Annotated in this window: 16 protein-coding genes; 7 read left to right on the top strand and 9 right to left on the bottom strand. The window is 41.2% G+C overall.

What is annotated here, in order from left to right:
* The first annotated feature begins 313 nt into the window (after positions 1-313).
* The 3 genes from ACM2FC_RS06030 (at position 314) to ACM2FC_RS06040 (ending at position 1,449) form a co-directional block, all read left to right on the top strand.
* Positions 314-436: an IS3 family transposase gene (locus ACM2FC_RS06030; protein WP_498479979.1), complete on the top strand. Its 123-nt coding sequence runs from the start codon at positions 314-316 to the stop codon at positions 434-436.
* A 181-nt stretch (positions 437-617) separates the two neighbouring features.
* A complete protein-coding gene (locus ACM2FC_RS06035; RefSeq protein WP_498479980.1) occupies positions 618-1,028 on the top strand; it encodes a hypothetical protein in 411 nt (136 codons plus the stop codon).
* A 151-nt stretch (positions 1,029-1,179) separates the two neighbouring features.
* Complete coding sequence (locus tag ACM2FC_RS06040; protein ID WP_498479981.1) at positions 1,180-1,449, top strand: potassium channel family protein; 270 nt, start codon at positions 1,180-1,182, stop codon at positions 1,447-1,449.
* Between the two features lie 349 nt (positions 1,450-1,798).
* Here the strand turns inward: ACM2FC_RS06040 and ACM2FC_RS06045 are convergent, their stop codons facing one another.
* A complete protein-coding gene (locus tag ACM2FC_RS06045) occupies positions 1,799-2,512 on the bottom strand; it encodes an oligogalacturonate-specific porin KdgM family protein (RefSeq protein WP_498479982.1) in 714 nt (237 codons plus the stop codon).
* 408 nt (positions 2,513-2,920) lie between these two features.
* Between ACM2FC_RS06045 and ACM2FC_RS06050 the strand changes: the two genes are divergently transcribed.
* The 3 genes from ACM2FC_RS06050 (at position 2,921) to ACM2FC_RS06060 (ending at position 6,831) form a co-directional block, all read left to right on the top strand.
* Positions 2,921-4,702: a sodium:solute symporter family protein gene (locus tag ACM2FC_RS06050; RefSeq protein WP_498479983.1), complete on the top strand. Its 1,782-nt coding sequence runs from the start codon at positions 2,921-2,923 to the stop codon at positions 4,700-4,702.
* 302 nt (positions 4,703-5,004) lie between these two features.
* Positions 5,005-6,114, top strand: a complete 1,110-nt coding sequence (locus tag ACM2FC_RS06055) for an L-rhamnose/proton symporter RhaT (RefSeq protein WP_498479984.1) — start codon at positions 5,005-5,007, stop codon at positions 6,112-6,114.
* A gap of 372 nt (positions 6,115-6,486) precedes the next feature.
* A complete protein-coding gene (locus ACM2FC_RS06060; protein ID WP_498479986.1) occupies positions 6,487-6,831 on the top strand; it encodes a RidA family protein in 345 nt (114 codons plus the stop codon).
* Positions 6,832-6,904: 73 nt separating this feature from the next.
* On the opposite strand, the gene ACM2FC_RS06065 is transcribed toward ACM2FC_RS06060, so the two are convergent.
* From ACM2FC_RS06065 to ACM2FC_RS06085, 5 genes are all read right to left on the bottom strand, one after another.
* On the bottom strand, positions 6,905-7,996 hold the full coding sequence (locus ACM2FC_RS06065) for an ABC transporter ATP-binding protein (protein ID WP_498479987.1): 1,092 nt from the start codon (positions 7,994-7,996) through the stop codon (positions 6,905-6,907).
* A gap of 12 nt (positions 7,997-8,008) precedes the next feature.
* Complete coding sequence (locus ACM2FC_RS06070; RefSeq protein ID WP_498479988.1) at positions 8,009-8,845, bottom strand: ABC transporter permease subunit; 837 nt, start codon at positions 8,843-8,845, stop codon at positions 8,009-8,011.
* Positions 8,842-9,747, bottom strand: a complete 906-nt coding sequence (locus tag ACM2FC_RS06075; protein ID WP_498479989.1) for a carbohydrate ABC transporter permease — start codon at positions 9,745-9,747, stop codon at positions 8,842-8,844. Before ACM2FC_RS06075 ends, ACM2FC_RS06070 begins: the two co-directional genes overlap by 4 nt.
* A 12-nt stretch (positions 9,748-9,759) precedes the next feature.
* Positions 9,760-11,097, bottom strand: a complete 1,338-nt coding sequence (locus ACM2FC_RS06080) for an extracellular solute-binding protein (RefSeq protein WP_498479990.1) — start codon at positions 11,095-11,097, stop codon at positions 9,760-9,762.
* A 257-nt stretch (positions 11,098-11,354) separates the two neighbouring features.
* Positions 11,355-11,762 (bottom strand): GNAT family N-acetyltransferase, encoded by a 408-nt coding sequence (locus tag ACM2FC_RS06085; RefSeq protein ID WP_498479991.1) that lies wholly within the window; start codon positions 11,760-11,762, stop codon positions 11,355-11,357.
* Between the two features lie 288 nt (positions 11,763-12,050).
* On the opposite strand from ACM2FC_RS06085, the gene ACM2FC_RS06090 reads away from it, so the two are divergent.
* A complete protein-coding gene (locus ACM2FC_RS06090) occupies positions 12,051-13,139 on the top strand; it encodes a C45 family autoproteolytic acyltransferase/hydrolase (RefSeq protein WP_498479992.1) in 1,089 nt (362 codons plus the stop codon).
* Between the two features lie 182 nt (positions 13,140-13,321).
* On the opposite strand, the gene eno is transcribed toward ACM2FC_RS06090, so the two are convergent.
* From eno to ACM2FC_RS06105, 3 genes are read right to left on the bottom strand one after another with little or no spacing between them, the layout of a single operon-like run.
* On the bottom strand, positions 13,322-14,602 hold the full coding sequence (gene eno, locus ACM2FC_RS06095) for a phosphopyruvate hydratase (RefSeq protein WP_498479993.1): 1,281 nt from the start codon (positions 14,600-14,602) through the stop codon (positions 13,322-13,324).
* Positions 14,599-15,561: a phosphotransferase family protein gene (locus tag ACM2FC_RS06100; protein WP_498479994.1), complete on the bottom strand. Its 963-nt coding sequence runs from the start codon at positions 15,559-15,561 to the stop codon at positions 14,599-14,601. Before ACM2FC_RS06100 ends, eno begins: the two co-directional genes overlap by 4 nt.
* A gap of 11 nt (positions 15,562-15,572) precedes the next feature.
* Positions 15,573-17,051, bottom strand: coding sequence for an aldehyde dehydrogenase family protein (locus tag ACM2FC_RS06105; RefSeq protein ID WP_498479995.1), 1,479 nt, complete (start codon positions 17,049-17,051; stop codon positions 15,573-15,575).
* Positions 17,052-17,204: the final 153 nt, after the last annotated feature.

Consider the following 17,204-nt stretch of genomic DNA (forward strand, 5'->3'; position numbering starts at 1 on the left):
GGCTATATCTCGCAGTGATAATGGATTTATGCTCTCGAAAAGTGATTAGCTGGGCATTCTCAGATAAGCCCAACAGCGAACTAACAACAAGGGCCTTGAGACTGGCGGTCAATAAACGGCAACCTACTAATGGAGTATTATTTCATCCAGGGAGTGCAATATACGTGTGAAGCATTTCAGCACTCACTGAAAAAGCATGGATTAGTCTCAAGTATGAGTCGAGCAGGAAATTGTTTAGATAATGCTGTAACCGAAAGGTTTTTCCGAATGTTAAAATCTGAGGGGATTAATTATCGTCGTTATCAAACAAGGCATGAAGCGATGGCTGATAATCATTGACTACATCGAGACGTGTTATAACCAAAAACGACGACATTATAAATTAGGAAATATCTCACCAGTAGATTACGAAATGAAATTAAGAAAAAGTGCCTAAAGAGGTTTCGAAATTTACTTGACCGTTACAATCATGTCAATCGATTGAATCCGACTCATTGCAATACAGTCAGTTTCATTTGTTAATAGCAGATTAATAATGTGTTAGGGTACGCCTTGAGTCCCAATTCGATGACTAAGCTTTTGTTACTGTATAAATAAAAATAATAAGGATAGACAACGTGGTAACTAGAAAATATGAATTAAAACCGAAGCTTAAATTCATTTGTATCTGCTTTGTAGGGCTGTACCTTTTAGATATGGCTATTATCTTGATAGGGCTTGGTTCCGTCTTCAAAGTGATGGATAACTTGGCATCTATTTTTATAGTGCCTTCAGTCTCATTGCTAATCGCATCAAGATTGCCCATTTGGAAGCAATGCCAAAAAGGCCAACCTGCCGAGGTGGGTTGCGAATTGGGGATAAAAGCTGAAAATGGACTCATTGCTGTTGCTTGTCTTTCAACTTTCATTTTAATCGCAGGTCTATTTGCCGCTATCCCAACAAATCTAGAGGGTTTTGCGTATATCTTATTGTTAATCTCGACAACATTATTGGTGATACCTAGCCTAGAGGTTTGGAGAAGTTATTGATCAAAAAACCAAATATCAACCTTCATCGAAAGAAAATAAAAAGGTTTGGATAAGGTCAAACTGCCACATAATAGTTACATTTAATGTGGGCACGAAAAGCTCGATTGATGATGGTATTTGGTTCGATCTATATTTTGTATAGAGAAAAAGGGTGCTTGAAGCCAATATTCGCATCGCAGGTGAGGCGTTTTGGTGGACGTTTGTCACGATTACTACGGTTGGTTATGGCGATTTCTACCCAGTAACTCTTGAGGGCCGGATCGTTGCAATCATACTGATCACTACTGGGGTAGGTATGTTTGTTAGTTTTACTGCGATGATCGCTTCTTGGAGCATGGATGCGTCCAAAGAGCGGAAAATGAAAGTTCAGATATTAGAAGAAGTTGAAGAGCTGAGATCTGAAATTCGAGAGGTCAAATAGTTGTTGAAAGACACTCACCACAGACATTAGAAGTATTTTCGAAAAAACGGACAACAAGTATGAAGAAGTTTATTCTACGTTGCATGTTGCCCATCTCAACTTTCAGATGATTTTTCCTAATACTCAAAAGTAAACTTAAAGTAAAAACTCTAACGAGCCGTTGTCCAGAACCGAGTTAGAAAAACTGACTTTTTTGTGTGATCACCGAGCAATTCTGTCGTACCTTAATTACCAAGCGACTTTGTCACTGTTAATGAGTACAGCGTTTAAAGAATCGAGCATAGTGGAATAAGAAAAGCGGCATACTGATGTTATTCAGTATGCCGCAGGCAGGGAATGTTAAGTCAGATTAGAAACTATAGGTGATACCAACACGGCTTCTTAATTGTCGACTGCTGCTGCCACACGCAGAGTCAGTACATTGAACATTGCCTAGCTCGATATATGGTCGCCATTTCCAATCGGCTTCTTTATAGCCAATCGTGAAGTTGTAATCCCACTCGTCTTTACCGTTCGTACCCATTGACCATTCTTTGTTAAAGAAATCTTCCGCGTAGTTAACTTCGAAGCCAAGTTGCACATCATTCCATACGTAATATAGGTTACCTGTGATTTTGCTTCGATTTACTGCATCTAAGGTTTGGCCATCTCGCCCAGTTGTTGTGGAACCATCGGCATAATTCCTAAACTCATGTCGGTAACGTAATTTACTGACTAAGCCGTTATCAAATGTGTATTGCACTCTAACTTGCGGCTTATAGGTCACTGAGCCGCTGCCAAATGTAATCGGCATTGAAGGTGTCACCTTCCAATGATCGTTGATGGTGTAGTAGTAGCCATAAACAAACTCATTATCTCCACGTTGCAACTCGCCCAAGTTGCCAGAGTTCTTTAGTTCAGCACTAAAAAAGTTATTGCCAGAGCTACCGCTAATTTTTACTCGGCCAGCGAAATCTTCCTGTCCATGTTTGTACTCTTCCCTAAAATCTAAACTGGCCGCAAATAGGTGACTAGTAAAGAGAGAAGCAGTAAGAATTAAGGCAATTTTTTTCTTAGATTTCATATTCATTGTTCCACTGATTTATGAAGAGACATTCCATTAAAAAGAGGGTGACCTAGGGATCATGACGACAGTTAAATAAGTGATGAAATATCGCTAGAGGCGTCTACTAACTTAGGTACTCTCAATAAATTATTAATAATTTTTATTGAGTTATAATAATACAAATATGATATATCATTAATTAATGATTAAACTGTGAATTAGATCTTTTTTTATGTTTTTATTAGCAGGTGTTCATTTAAGTTGTTGATATTTTTTAATTTAAAACTAATTGATTGCTCTTTGATTAACTTCTTGTGTTTGTAAAATTGTATTTCCGTCACGAATATGAGTTATTGTAGTATTAAATGATAATGAATGGATATAACATCGAATCCTAATATTAATTAGTGGTAGGAAGATTTAAGGATGGAACTCAATACTCTTATTGTTGGCATCTATTTTCTATTTTTAATGGCAATAGGCTGGATGTTTAGATCGTTTACCAATACTACAAGCGACTACTTTAGAGGTGGTGGTAGTATGCTTTGGTGGATGGTTGGTGCTACGGCTTTCATGACTCAATTTAGTGCTTGGACATTCACCGGAGCGGCAGGGAAGGCGTATTCCGATGGTTTTGCCGTTGCCGTCATCTTCCTAGCAAACGCATTTGGCTACTTAATGAACTATCTGTATTTTGCACCTAAGTTCCGTCAGTTGCGTGTCGTTACTGTTATCGAAGCGATTAGAATGAGATTTGGTAGAACAAACGAGCAAGTTTTTACTTGGTCAAGCATGCCGAATAGCGTCGTTTCTGCAGGCATCTGGCTAAATGGTTTGGCAATTATTGCCTCGGGTATCTTTGGCTTTGATATGACGACGACAATTGTGCTGACAGGGTTAGTGGTGCTTGTCATGTCTGTTACAGGTGGTTCTTGGGCGGTCATCGCCTCTGATTTCTTGCAGATGCTTATCATTATGGCGGTAACAGTCACTTGTGCAGCGGTAGCGATTGTTAAAGGTGGTGGTGTTACCTCTATCGTTGAAAATTTCCCTCTTCAAGAGGGCGCATCGTTTGTTTCAGGGAACAACCTGAACTACCTAAGTATATTTGGAATTTGGGCTTTCTTTATATTTATTAAGCAGTTTGGAATCACCAACAACATGCTTAACTCTTATCGTTACTTAGCCGCAAAAGATTCAAAGAACGCGAAAAAAGCAGCATTACTTGCTTGTATCTTAATGACTCTAGGTCCAATCATCTGGTTTATGCCTTCTTGGTTTATTGCAGGACAAGGGGTTGATCTTGCGGCTACTTACCCGGAAGCAGGTAAAAAAGCGGGCGACTTTGCCTATTTGTATTTTGTTGAAAACTATATGCCTGTCGGTATGGTTGGCCTGCTTATCGCAGCAATGTTTGCAGCGACGATGTCTTCAATGGACTCGGGATTAAATCGAAATTCAGGTATTTTCGTTAAAAACTTCTATCAGCCAATCCTACGTAAGAATGCGTCAGAAAAAGAGTTGGTTTTTGTATCAAAAGTGACGTCGACGGTTTTTGGCCTTGCCATTATTCTTGTTGCTTTGTTTATTAACTCTTTGAAAGGACTGAGCCTGTTTGACACCATGATGTATGCAGGTGCGTTGCTGAGCTTCCCAATGTTGATTCCACCTTTGTTAGGGTTTTTCATCAAGAAAACACCTGATTGGGCTGGTTGGGGGACATTAGTTGTCGGTGCGGCGGTTTCATATTACGTTGGTTTTGTGTTAGATGCGCAAACATTAGAGCACTGGTTTAACTTGCAACCATTAACAGCTCGAGAGTGGAGTGATGCTAAGGTCGCGGCTGGATTAACTGCGCACTTTATCTTCACCGGTGGCTTCTTCTGCCTATCGACGCTTTTCTATCGTCCTCTTCCTGAAGAAAGACAAAGTAATGTTAACAAGTTCTTTGAGAACCTAGCGACCCCGCTGGTTAATGATTCCAACCAACAAAGAAAGCTAGACAACAAACAACGCCGTATGCTTGGCACTCTGATTTCTATCGCAGGTGTTGGGGTTATGACACTGTTTGTCCTGCCAAATCCTATGTGGGGACGACTTGTCTTTGTCTTCTGTGGCGGTATTGTGTTAGCGGTAGGTTTGCTGCTGGTAAAAGCGGTTGATGAAAGTGTTGAAGACGCAGCTGAAAACCAAATGGCAGAAAGTTAGGCTTTGTCTGCAATAGTTTCTCAGGCACACCCAGTGAAGAGCGCATCGAGTATGCGCTCTTTTTTATGCACTATTTTTGCAAAAATATTTTTTATATTTTCTGGTAGATTTCATTAACTCTCTATATGACACGTATTTTCTGGATTACACAGCAGCTTGATCTTAAACAAACTTCTCAATTATTTAGCAAATGAAGTTATCAATACCATTGAACTTTCAACCCAAAACTGGTGATAATGCGGCAATTTTTTCGAGGCTCAAAATTTTAGAGCCTATTTTTTGTTCAGTTGTTAGGAGATGCTATGTCTGCGCAATATGTGCTACTCCCAATCATCTTGTGTATTGTCGCTGGCTTTATCAATGGTTCTTACGTCACCCCGTCAAAATGGATGAAAGGGTGGAATGATGAAATCATTTGGTTGAGCTACACACTTTTTGGTTTTATTTTGCTACCAGTTCTAAGTTTGTTAGTTCTTGATAATCATATATTCGCTCAGATAAGTAGTGTACCTGCTCACTATATTGAATTGGTACTTGTTGGTGGTGTCCTTTGGGGGATAAGCCAGCTGTTTTTTGTGCTTGCTCTGAAGCGTACTGGCCTTGCGGTTAGCTTTGTCGTTAACATTTCGATGGGTACAGCCGGTGGGGCGTTATTGCCACTATTATGGAACCAATCTTTACTAGGCAGTAAATATGCGTATCTTCAGCTGCTAGGTGCAGTTATTTTCGTTGTTGCGGTAGTGACAACAATTCTAGCGGGTGAAGCTCGCCGCACGAGCCAAGAAACACAGCAGTCTGAATCTGAATCAAAACAAAACAACAGTGTTGTTTACATGGTTCTTGGTGTCTTCTTTGCCATCCTAAGTGGCTTAGGTAGTATCATTCAAGGTAACTCATACACTTATGCAAACCCAACACTATCACACGCGGCTTTGCAAAATGGTGCGACTTTACTACCTGCAAACACTGTTGCGTTTACACTGATTTTTGTTGGTGCTTTTTTACCTAATATCATCTATTTTGCATGTCTTGGTTTCCGCAGAAAGTCGCTATCTAGTCTTGTGCAAAAAGGTGCGGCTAAGAACTGGTTTTACGCGCTGTTGATGGGTGTTGGTGCGTGGGGTTCAGTGCTACTGTTCTGCCAAGCTCAAGCGTTAATCGGTGGTGATCTTGCACCTACTATCGCTTGGCCACTATTCATGATTTTCATTGTATTGACGGCAAATTTCTGGAGTTTTGTTCACGGTGAATGGAAAGGTGCTGGGGCAAAAGCGAAAAGATTAATTACTTCATCTTTGGTGTTATTTATTGCAGCGGTTATCGTATTTGGCTTCAACTCAATGAACAAGCCAAGCCAGCCTAGTGTTGCCCATAAAGCTGCACAAACTCAGTCTGTTCAGCAAGCTTCTTAAAATGAAGTGAAGGAGGAGCTTAACGTTCCTCTTTCCCTTTTCGCTAGTTTTTTGTACAAGTAGAGAAGTTTTGTGGCGTGCAATACGTCATGGGAATATGTCCCTCCAGTTACCAGCTCTTTGTTTACCAATCTATGTCACTCTACAACGACTAACTTTTCCATTTCATACGAGCTTTGATCTGTCGGTTTATCTTTTAGATATACGAGCTTTTTTTTCTTTTAGAATAACCAAAAAGCGCACCTCTTTAACTACCGTTAGATTTAGGTTTGCAATTATATTTGCAATAGTTAATCATGTTGCGGTCTTTAACGTTCAATATTGTTCTATTTCGAAGCAAATTAAAAAATACTTTCATTTAAGAGATCTCCAATGATAGAAAGAAAAGAAACAAAGCAACGTATGAGCCGCGCAGTAATTCACAATGGTACGGTTTATTTTTGTGGTCAGGTTGCTAAAGACAGCACTAAAGATATTACTCACCAAACAACAACTATGTTGGAAAAGGTAGATGAGCTACTAGAAAGTGTTGGGTCGAGTCGTGAAAAGCTTCTATCTGCAACGATCTACATTAAAACGATGAAAGATTTTGCCGAAATGAACGCGGTTTGGGATGCATGGGTTCCAGAAGGCCACACGCCAGCGCGTGCTTGTGTTGAAGCGAGTATGGCGAGAGAAGAGTTGTTAGTTGAAATTTCTGTGATTGCAGCTGTGTAGCTCGAAAAATGAGAATGGCCTTTATACTTGAATATAAAGGCCATTTTTGTATCTAATCGAATTTTCAAGAACATTAAGCAGCGCTAGATATTCGCAACTTTGGGCGTTTCGCAAAGGACTTTTTTGCTGTATCTAAACTCATACCGTGTTCGTTAAATTGCTTCAACTTGCTCCATGGCAAGTACAGCGTTTGAGGGCCATCATTGTCCATGTTAGTTGGACCTTTCGCAGTAATTTGCAGTCCATCAAAATTGTAATGATATAGAGAGTCAGTGCCTAAAATTTCTTGCTCTTCCAATTCACCATTTTCAAGAACTAAACTAGCTTCGCCGTTAGCAAGAGGAGCAAAGCGAACATCTTCTGAGCGGATTGCAAGAGTTTTTGCATCTGCTTTTACAAAGCTTCCTTGTTCAGACAAAGCATCGCTATCAGCAGACAATTGGTTGAGTGGTGACGTGCCGATAAATTTGGCAACGAACAACGTTTTTGGATGCTCAAACACTTCTTGAGGAGAGCCAATTTGTTCGATTTCACCTTTATTCAATACAACCAGCTTATCTGCCAGTGTCATTGCTTCTGTTTGGTCGTGGGTAACGTAAATAGAAATCGCATTGAGCTGTTTGTGCAGCTTTTTGATTTCCATACGCATGTGGTTGCGAAGCTGTGCGTCAAGGTTTGAAAGTGGTTCATCAAATAAGAAAATATTTGGCTTTTTCACTATCGCACGACCAATCGCAATACGCTGACGCTGACCGCCGGAAAGCATGGCTGGTTTTCTTTCTAGCAAGTGCTCTACATCGAGTAGTTTTGCCGTACGCATGATGCGCTCATGAGCTTCGACTTTTGGCACTTTTAGGTTTTTTAAGCCAAACATCATATTCTGGTAGCAACTCATGTGTGGGTACAAAGCGTAGTTTTGGAATACCATGGCAATTTTACGTTTCGCTGGGTCTTTGTCGTCCATACGAAAGCCATCATGGTCGATGGTGCCACCTGTGACATTCTCCAGCCCTGAAATCATTCTTAGCAGCGTTGATTTACCGCAACCACTAGGGCCAACTAGCACAACAAATTCATTGGGTTCGATGGAAAAGCTCAAGCCAGGAGCCTTGATAGCTTCGTAGCCATTTGGGTATTTCTTACTTAAATTTTGGATATTTAGCATAACAATGGTCCATTACTTTTCTGTTTGAATTAAGCCTTTGACGAAGAACTTTTGCATCGCGATCATCAGCACAATTACTGGAATCGTAGAAACAAGCGTACCCGCCATTGCTTGCCACCATAGAGGTTGGCTGTCTAATGATGTACTTATCTGGCTTAAACTCATGGTGATGGTGTAAAAGCTCGGTTTTGAAGTAATCATCAGCGGCCATAGGTATTGGTTCCAACCATAGACAAACATGATCAGAAAAATAGCGGCGATGTTAGTTTTAGATAGTGGAAAAACTATCTTAAATAGAAAGCGGAAATAGCCCGCATTATCAAGTCGAGCGGCTTCTAGCAGCTCAACCGGAATGGTTTCAAAAAACTGTTTGAAGAACAAAGTAGCTGTCGCAGATGCGATGACAGGGAGTATTAATCCTGTGTAGCTGTTGATCATATGGAAATCGACAATGATCTGATAGCTTGGCAGCATGCGAACTTCAATAGGCAGCATCAGCGTCAAAAATATGATGACAAAAAAGAAACGCTTAAACGGCAACCTAAAGTAAACAATGGCGTAGGCCGAGCAGATCGACAACACGATTTTGCCTATCGCAATGCTGGCTGCCATAACAAAGCTGCGCCAGAGTAAATCGATATACGGCGGTAGGCCAAGCACGCCTTTGAACAGCACTTCATTTAAATGTTGGAATAACAGAGAAATGTGCGGGTAAAGTGGCGCTGTCGAACCAATCACATCGGTATTCTCTGTGCCAGCAACTGAAATCACCATCCAAAGTGGCAATAAAATTAGTCCTGCAGACAGAATAAGAAATAAATGCTTCAAGCAAGAATTCAATGTTTTCATGCGTAATCTGCCTTAGGTTTTAGGAACTTACATTGGATGTAAACGAGGCTCGTGACGATAATGAGCAGCAATACAGATAACACTGCGCCCATGCCTACATTGTTGTTTACAAAACCTTTTTGATACGTTTCGTACACCAAGACATTGGTTGAGTTGGTAGGGCCGCCTTTCGTTGTGACATCAATCAGACCAACGATATAGCAGAAGCTGTATATGAAGTTGACGATAACTAAGTACAGAGACATCGACTTGAGCATAGGCACTGTGATCTTGGTGAACTTGCGTACTGTTTTCGCGTTGTCCAATGTTGCGGCTTCATATAGTGCGCCTGGAATGCCTTTGTGCGCGGCCAAATAAAATAGGAAGTTGTAGCCGATTTGGTTCCAGATGGCAGCGATTGTCACCAGAGTGAACGCGTTGGTTGGGCTAAGTGCAGGGTTCCAACTGATTCCGAGATCCGATAAAAAGTGTGGAATGATGCCTACTGATGGCGAAAGCACAAACAGCCAAATCATGCCTGTTACTGGTGGCGCGATGGCATAAGGCAACATAAAGAAAGTGCGGTACAACAAAGACAATGGCTTCGAGCGTACCGAGTTCACCATGGTAGATAGCACTAAAGTCAGTGCCATAACGCCAACGGTAATCAATACTGCCATGAACACGCTGATCAGGAAACTATGCCAAAACTGGGAGGAGCCCAAGAGTGTGGTGAAGTTTTTTAGCCCGACGTAGTGCTGAGAAAATCCAAACGGGTCAGTTTGAAATAGCGATTGATGAAACTCACTCGCCATTGGCCAGTAAAAGAAAGTGACAGAAATCGCTAGCTGCGGAAGCAATAGGATACAAGCGACCCAAGGGTGCTTGTATCCAACTTGCTCAATAGTTTGAGGGTGATTCACCGTATCTCCTGATTAACTATTGATAGAGTTAAATTGTTGAAGAATCTTGGTTCCTTTTGTCTTCAACTGCTCGATAGCTTGTTTCGGAGTGATGTTGCCTTGGAACATGCTTTCAACTGCGTTATACCCAGCGTTACGGATCTCTGGATCGTAGCCTAAGTGCATGCCGCGAGAATTGTCATCACCTTTAGGCGCAACTCGGTCTCTAGATAGCTGGTCATACGCGACTTTTGTTCCTGGATTTGCTTTAAAGAAGCCTGTGTTTGCTAGGTACTTCTCAGCAGACTTAGTCACAGTGACATAGCCGGTCGCTTTCGCCCATTGTGCTTGGATTTTGTCTGAAGTTAGGAACTTCAAGAATGCTGCGGCACCTTTGTATTGCGCTTCAGTATGACCTTTCAGTGCCCAAATTGATGCGCCGCCGATGATGCCTTTGTATGGCTTGTTATCGACTGCACTTGGCCAGTAAGGAAGGCTAGTGACACCTAGCTTGAATTTCGCGCCGTTCTTCAATTGACCGTATGAGCCAGAAGAGTCGATGAGCATGCCACAGCTACCATTCTGGAAGTAGCTAGTTGCCGCACTGTCACGACCTTTATACTGGAAGGCGTGAGTTTTATTCATGTCATTTAACAGAGTGAGCTGTTTAATGAAGTAAGCTGGTTTTGGCAATAGTTCAGTACTGTTGCCGCTGAATCCATTCTCATGATTGCCGTAAGGAATATTCTGGATTGCTGAGAAGTTTTCGAACATTGCCCACATAAACCAAGCTGTCGTTGAGCCACATTGAGGCGCGCCTTTTACTTCAACTAGTTTTTGCGCATCTTTCTGGAATTCTTGCCATGTTGTTGGCGCTTTAGTGATGCCCGCTTTTTTAAACCAGTCTTTGTTGTAGTAAAGAACAGGTGTTGAAGAGTTAAATGGCATTGAAAGCATTTCACCATTGCCATTGCTGTAGTAAGAGCGAGTGGCTGGGATAAAGTTAGCTTTATCTAACTTGGTATCCGTATCTTTAAATAGTTGTTGTACTGGGTAGTAAACCTTGTCGCCAGCACTCATCATGGTGACAGTGCCTGCGTCGTAAACCTGAGTAAGAACGGGTGAAGTGTGGCTACGAACAGAAGCGATAGTCGCTGTAAGTGTGTTCTCGTAGCTGCCTTTTGGAATTGATTCTACCTGATACTTGTTTTGCGACTCATTAAACTCTTTGACGATTTTCAGTAGTGTTGTTTGTAGAGAACCAGTCATGGCATTCCAGAACGGGATTTGTGTTCGTTCTTGAGCCATTGCGCTGGTTGAAATGAGTGAAGCGACCAATAAAACGGCCTTACTTAGGCGTATTCTTTTCATTAGAAAATTCTCGACAACGGATAGTAGTTGTTCGAAAGCCTAACAATGGAATATGACAATGATTTTACGTTTATTTGCCAATTTAAACCTGAATCAATATTAATTCCTTAACAAATAGCTATTACTTATGTGTTCTATGAATGGTTTTGTATTGTTGTATTCAAGGATGGTAATCGTTAAAGTTTATAACAATTGGTTAATGTTTAAGGTATAACAAAGAACTATATCTACAGCTTTATAAATATAAGCGAGCGGAGCTATAGTATTACACTAATTTTGAAATATGAGATTTCATTTTTATAAAATACCTCTCCTGCTTTCTGCATCCCAAAGCGCTCATAAAAGGGGAGGGCAGATTCTCTAGCATCACACCAAAAACGACTCACATTATTGTCTGACAAATATTGAATGATGTGTCTGACCATGGCTGAACCAATGCCTTGTTGCTGGTAGTTAGGCAAAGTAGCGAACTTTCTTAGCCGAGCTTCATTTTTATTGAGGTAAATTGAGGCAACGCAAACTAACTGTTTGTTTAAAAAGCCTCCAAGGTGATAAGCGCTATCATCTCCATCCACAATACAGTATTCAATCGGTTCATTTGGCCATAAGACTTGATGTCGAACTGGTAACGCTTGTTCTAGGTTGATTGGCCGTATTTCTATCATGTGAGTTTACCTTTGGGTGGTTTATTCTTTTTAAATAAAATGAGTTTATTAAGATGAACGATATGGAATGATTTGGGTATCCTAAACTACATTCCATGTTAGTGGAAACATTTCATACGGTATATATTAATAAATGAAAATGATACGATATTTATTATATGAAATACGGTAAATATCTTATTTTTCTTTGAGTTAAATGCAAATTGACGCTGTTATAACACTCCTGTTTGTATATCATAGCCAAATATATTTAATTGCTCACTACAACAATCAAATAAGAGAAAGGCTATGGAACAACCGCAGACTCCAAATATTCCCCAACTGACAATTAAAGGTGATCACTTTCAAATTGGATTCCAACTTGGGAGGTTTTTTAAAACGGCAATTCATGAGCGACTATTGAACAATTACGAATTAAAAAGCCTTATCGATAAATGGGGGGGAAGCGCTGAACTTAGTGCTTTAAAATATTCAGCTCGTGAATTTTCTGAGGGCTACTATGAGGAAGTGAGAGGTATTAGTGAGGGGGCAGAGGTAGCATTTGACACTATTTTTATGTGGAACTGTCGTGGCGATTTTGCATTCCCATCTCAGCAAGGGGATGGCGTACCTGTTAATGGTTGTACGACTCTGTTTCTACCTCAAACTGATGCTGGTAGTTGTTATATCGCCCACAATGAAGATGGAGACGTCGAGTTTTTAGGTCAATGTGCATGGATTACTGTCATACCCAAACAAGGCAACGTGTTTAAGAGTTTTGTCTACCCAGGCCTTATCGCTGGTAATGCAATATCAGTAAACGAAAAAGGTTTAGTACAAACAATCAACAACATACGAGCATTCGATTGTAAGGCAGGGATCCCTAGACAGTTTATTTCAAGAGCTATTTTGGATGCAGACTCACTGGTTGAAGCAATAGAGTTGTTGCAAAGAAAAGATAGGGCTTCTGGGTATCATCATGGACTAGCACAAGCTGGAGAACCCCATCTATTTAGTGTTGAAACATCGGGTTGCCAATCTGAAGTTATCCAATTAAGAGACAGACAGTTTTATGGTCATGCGAACCACTTAAAGTCTAGCAGGCTGAAAGAGCTTCCTAACACTAAAACCAACTCGTCTTTATATCGAGAGCGTAGGTTAACATCTTTGTTTGAATCTCTGATATCCCATACAGAAGATCACATTACAGATATTCTGTTCGATCAAGAGTCAGGTAGTAGAAATACTCTTTATCGGCAAGGTGATTCTGGAGGAGAGTATGCGCAGACTTTAACGACAGGTATTTTTGAAATTCAATCCAATTTAGTCAACGTGACATTACACTTTTCACCTGAAAATCAATTTACAATATCTGATACGATTAATGTAAGTCGTTAAATAGCTTAAATAACCGAAAGCTAAACTGTATTTTTTAATAAAAATGACGAGCTCAATGTACCCAACGTTGAGCTCGCCTGCTCAGAGTAAGTATTATTTACGTAGAAATACGATTATATTGAATATTTAACGGAAGACTTTAGGACGCCTTCTAAGTCAATATTCAGAATAATTTACAGTTTCTAAGTTAGGCGGCTATAGATATCGCCACCGATAAATCTAGAGCCGCTACCGAGTTTGTGTTGAATTCGTAATACCTCATTCCATTTCGCCAGTCGTTCACTTCGTGTAAAAGACCCAACTTTTAGCTGGCCAGCATTTGTTGCTACAGCTAAGTGGCTGATGAAAGCATCTTCTGTTTCACCAGAGCGAGCGGATACCACTGGTAGCCATCCAGCTTTTTGCGTGAGTTTGATTGCATCTAGAGTTTCAGAGACAGTACCTATTTGATTCAATTTTATAAGAACACTATTTGCTAGTTTCTGTTTGATGCCTTCTTCTATTCTATTGATATTGGTGGTGAATAAATCGTCTCCGACTACTTGGACTTTCTTACCAACTTGAGTTGTGAACTTCTGCCACATTTTAAAGTCCGTATCGGCGAACGGATCTTCAATTGAGAGAATTGGGTATTTCTCACACCAATCTAGCATCAAAGTGAGAAACTCTTCTGAGCTATATGTTTTTCCATCCAGTGGGAGATGGTATTGGCCGTCTTTGTATAAATCACTTGCTGCGATATCTAAGGAGATGGATACGTCTGTTCCCGGAGTATAACCTGCTGTGTTAATACACTCTAAAACGAAGTCGAAGATTTCCTCGTGACTACTAAATGAAGGCCAGAATCCTCCTTCATCTGCAGCTCCTGAGAGTAACCCACGGCTTTTGAGTATTTTTTCTCCTGTGTGGTATATGTTGTATGTGACTTCTAAGGTTTCCTCATATGAATTTGCACCATTTGCGATAAGGAGAAAGTCTTGTATATCTGTTCGCCATTGTGCATGAGCACCACCACCAACGAGCTGAATTTCAGGTAATGGCAAAAGGTTCCCTGAGTCTTCACAGAGGCTTTCAAATAAAGGCACACCCTTTAATTTAGCGTTTGCGTCGGCTACCGCTAATGAAACACCAAGAATAGCGTTGGCCCCTAATCGAGATTTGTCTGGCGTTCCATCCAGCTCACACATTTGTTTGTCAATCTCTGCTTGGTCTTCCACTGGGTGACCCACTAGTAGATCTGCTAGCTCTGTTTTTACATTTTCTATTGCCTGATAGACGGATTTACCGAGAAACTTTTCAGGGTTTCCATCGCGCAACTCTAATGCTTCAAATTGACCTGTGGATGCGCCAGAAGGTACTAACCCTCTTCCTTCTATTTGGTTATCTAGCTTGAGCACAACTTCGATAGTTGGATTGCCTCGAGAGTCATATATTTGAAATGCGTCGACTGATTTGATGTTCATACTTGTACCTCGGACAATAACTTTTCAATTGAAGTTATGTCATTTTCTAACCATGACTTTATGTTCTTTCTGACGATATTCTTCTCTTCTTGGTCTAAGTACTCGACTGGAGATTTCCCGTCAAGACGAGCCAACATCAACAACAAGGTCACAGTAACGATGTGAGCCTCCGATAGCTGCTGGTAGTTGTGTTCACTCAACGCAGACTTGTACCCAGATATAAAGTTGGCAGCTAAACTCAAAAACTCTTGATTGTTAAAGTGAAGATATTTCAGGAGCAAGTGGTGCAGCATGAAACCAATGTCAAAGGTAGGATCGCCATACCAAGCGACTTCGCAATCAACGATTTTGATATCGCAATCTGAAACCAAGATGTTCTTCGGGCTAAAGTCTCCGTGGACGAGGCATAACTTAGTTGAAGTTATAGTCTGAATTGTATTCTCTATTTTGGCTTGAATATCTGGATGGATATCTATCATGAACTCGAAGTAGGGGGATAACCTGAGTTCATAAAAATTCTTGTCTGAATCAAACAGCTTTTGTACATATGGATCCTGCCAGCTCATTTCATGGATCGCTCCTAGAGCTTGACCTATATTTTCAGCCACCGTGGTGTTTATGTTTCCCGCAAGAAGACGTTTTTTCCAGTCTTGGTAATGCTCTGGAAAGAACTCCATAATAAATAGGTTCTGCTCTTCGAAGCTTTTCAGAATGTTGGGAACCCAATTGGGATACTTACTGCCGACGTATTTTAGGTAACGCTGTTCGTATTTGTTTCGGCTGGGATCTGCCAGCCATTCTTCTTTCACTTTTAGCTTCGACAAAGCACGTTTGGCAACATACTTTTCAGCACCATCTTCGATTAGAAATATTTCGCAACTTACCCCACCAGTCAGTGGGGTAGCTGTCGCTCGTTCTTCCTTCAATACGCCATATTCTTGGAGAAGATCGACGATCATAGCCCTCTCCTTTATCTAACTGAAGCAATTGATTGGTGGCGAAGGTAACCTTCGAAGGTTGCGCGGCTATTGACGCCTCCGCCACATCCGCTTTGGCCACAAGCGCCATAATTCAGACCATACTCAAATACGTTGTGGGCGTTAATCCAGCTATTCCCACCGACGAGCTGGTGAGCGATTTTTTTAGCTTTGGCTAAATCCAGAGACCAAACACTATTTGCAAGCCCATATTGATTGCGATTGGCGCGCTCAACCACTTCACTTTCGTCAGTAAACTTGAGCAAAAAGGTAACAGGACCAAAGATTTCCTCTTGTGCCCATTTGTTGCTGTCATCCCCAGCAAGTAGTGTGGGTTCTATGTAGAAGCCTTTGTGCAACTCCCCTTCAAGACGTCTTCGTCCACCACAAATCACCTCCGCTCCATCAGCTTGAGCTTCTGCAATACACTCAAGAACTTTCGCCATTTGTTTGTGCGTGCAAATGGGCCCCATTTGGGAGTCTTGATCTAGACCTCGACCAAGATGAATTGATTCGAAGTGTGCTTTTGCTTTCTCTACAAATTGGTCGTAAATAGATTCATGTATATACCAGCGGGAGGCGGTACAGCAAACTTGACCCGCGTTGAACAACAGCGCCCCAGATAGTCCTTCGACAGCGGCTTCGATGTCTGCATCTTTGCATATAATCGCAGCGCCTTTCCCACCCAATTCAAGTTTAGCGGGAACAAGGTTACGTCCACAGACTTCACCAATATGGCGACCGACCTCAGTAGAACCAGTGAAAGACATCAGTTTTAGACGCGTATTATTGATTAACGCTTCACCTGCTGTTCGGCCAGAGCCTGGCAATACGTTGATAACCCCTGCTGGAAATCCAGCTTCTTCAGCTAATTTTGCGAGATACAGTGTTGAAAGTGGTGTCTCGGAGGCGGGTTTTACAACCACGGTATTGCCTGCGGCTAGTGCTGGCGCAATTCCCCAGACACATAAGCAAAAAGGGAAGTTCCAAGGGAAGACAAATCCAGCTACGCCATAAGGTATTTTGGCAATATGACTATCAGTAACGTCTAAGCCTAAGTCGACTTCATATTCGGTATCTTCAGCGATATCCGAAAAATAGTTGAAACAATCTGCAGCGAAAGGAATATCAAATTCAATGGGTTCATTGATGGGTTTACCCACGTCGATGGATTCGATTTCTGCTAGCACAGCTAAGTCTCTTCTGATCAAATTAGCGAGTTTTCTAAGTAACGCCGCTCTTTCCTCTGGCTTTTTCTTTCCCCATGAAGTGAAGGCTTTCTCTGCACAACTGACAGCGATATTCATATCCTCTGGGCTTGCAAGTGAAACGTTTGCACATGGAGCAGATGTGGCGGGATCGATAATATTGATTACTTCGTCTGAAGCTTTCCATTCCCCATTAACATAAAATTTTTGTGGAGATGCTTCTAAAAAAGCATGGGTTTTATCTTGTAGTGCAAAGGTTTTCATTATCAATTATCCTTCTTAGTTATCGCTATCGATAGGCGGAAATTGGCTCTAAAACTCAGAGCTAATTTTGGGTACGGATGAGAACTTTCGACTGACAATGGAATTCAATAAGAGGTGCTTCAAGACAACGTGAGTGTTAGAAGCCCCTCCATC

It is taken from the genome of Vibrio sp. A37, from assembly GCF_059777565.1.